The sequence below is a fragment of the Bacillus cereus group sp. N12 genome (assembly GCF_016483575.1).
Lineage (GTDB): Bacteria > Bacillota > Bacilli > Bacillales > Bacillaceae_G > Bacillus_A > Bacillus_A toyonensis.
In genome coordinates this window covers 1-1575 of the sequence record NZ_JAEHBO010000176.1, presented here as the reverse complement: position 1 = coordinate 1575, position 1575 = coordinate 1, and the positions used below count along the sequence as shown (strand labels likewise).

Here is a 1575-nt window from a genome sequence, read left to right as displayed (position 1 = left end):
TTTTTTAATTTTAGTTTGGTTAAGTTAGAAAGGGCGCACGGTGGATGCCTTGACACTAGGAGTCGATGAAGGACGGGACTAACGCCGATATGCTTCGGGGAGCTGTAAGTAAGCTTTGATCCGAAGATTTCCGAATGGGGAAACCCACTATACGTAATGGTATGGTATCCTTACCTGAATACATAGGGTATGGAAGACAGACCCAGGGAACTGAAACATCTAAGTACCTGGAGGAAGAGAAAGCAAATGCGATTTCCTGAGTAGCGGCGAGCGAAACGGAATCTAGCCCAAACCAAGAGGCTTGCCTCTTGGGGTTGTAGGACATTCTATACGGAGTTACAAAGGAACGAGGTAGACGAAGCGACCTGGAAAGGTCCGTCGTAGAGGGTAACAACCCCGTAGTCGAAACTTCGTTCTCTCTTGAATGTATCCTGAGTACGGCGGAACACGTGAAATTCCGTCGGAATCTGGGAGGACCATCTCCCAAGGCTAAATACTCCCTAGTGATCGATAGTGAACCAGTACCGTGAGGGAAAGGTGAAAAGCACCCCGGAAGGGGAGTGAAAGAGATCCTGAAACCGTGTGCCTACAAATAGTCAGAGCCCGTTAATGGGTGATGGCGTGCCTTTTGTAGAATGAACCGGCGAGTTACGATCCCGTGCGAGGTTAAGTTGAAGAGACGGAGCCGCAGCGAAAGCGAGTCTGAATAGGGCGTTTAGTACGTGGTCGTAGACCCGAAACCAGGTGATCTACCCATGTCCAGGGTGAAGTTCAGGTAACACTGAATGGAGGCCCGAACCCACGCACGTTGAAAAGTGCGGGGATGAGGTGTGGGTAGCGGAGAAATTCCAATCGAACCTGGAGATAGCTGGTTCTCCCCGAAATAGCTTTAGGGCTAGCCTTAAGTGTAAGAGTCTTGGAGGTAGAGCACTGATTGAACTAGGGGTCCTCATCGGATTACCGAATTCAGTCAAACTCCGAATGCCAATGACTTATCCTTAGGAGTCAGACTGCGAGTGATAAGATCCGTAGTCAAGAGGGAAACAGCCCAGATCGCCAGCTAAGGTCCCAAAGTGTGTATTAAGTGGAAAAGGATGTGGAGTTGCTTAGACAACTAGGATGTTGGCTTAGAAGCAGCCACCATTTAAAGAGTGCGTAATAGCTCACTAGTCGAGTGACTCTGCGCCGAAAATGTACCGGGGCTAAATACACCACCGAAGCTGCGAATTGATACCAATGGTATCAGTGGTAGGGGAGCGTTCTAAGTGCAGTGAAGTCAGACCGGAAGGACTGGTGGAGCGCTTAGAAGTGAGAATGCCGGTATGAGTAGCGAAAGACGGGTGAGAATCCCGTCCACCGAATGCCTAAGGTTTCCTGAGGAAGGCTCGTCCGCTCAGGGTTAGTCAGGACCTAAGCCGAGGCCGACAGGCGTAGGCGATGGACAACAGGTTGATATTCCTGTACCACCTCTTTATCGTTTGAGCAATGGAGGGACGCAGAAGGATAGAAGAAGCGTGCGATTGGTTGTGCACGTCCAAGCAGTTAGGCTGATAAGTAGGCAAATCCGCTTATCGT

The 1575-nt window shown here is 50.0% G+C and carries 1 rRNA gene; it reads left to right on the top strand.

Going from position 1 to position 1575, the window contains the following annotated elements:
• Window positions 1-17: 17 nt before the first annotated feature.
• Window positions 18-1575: ribosomal RNA gene (locus JDS92_RS29980) — 23S ribosomal RNA — on the top strand; the annotation flags it as partial.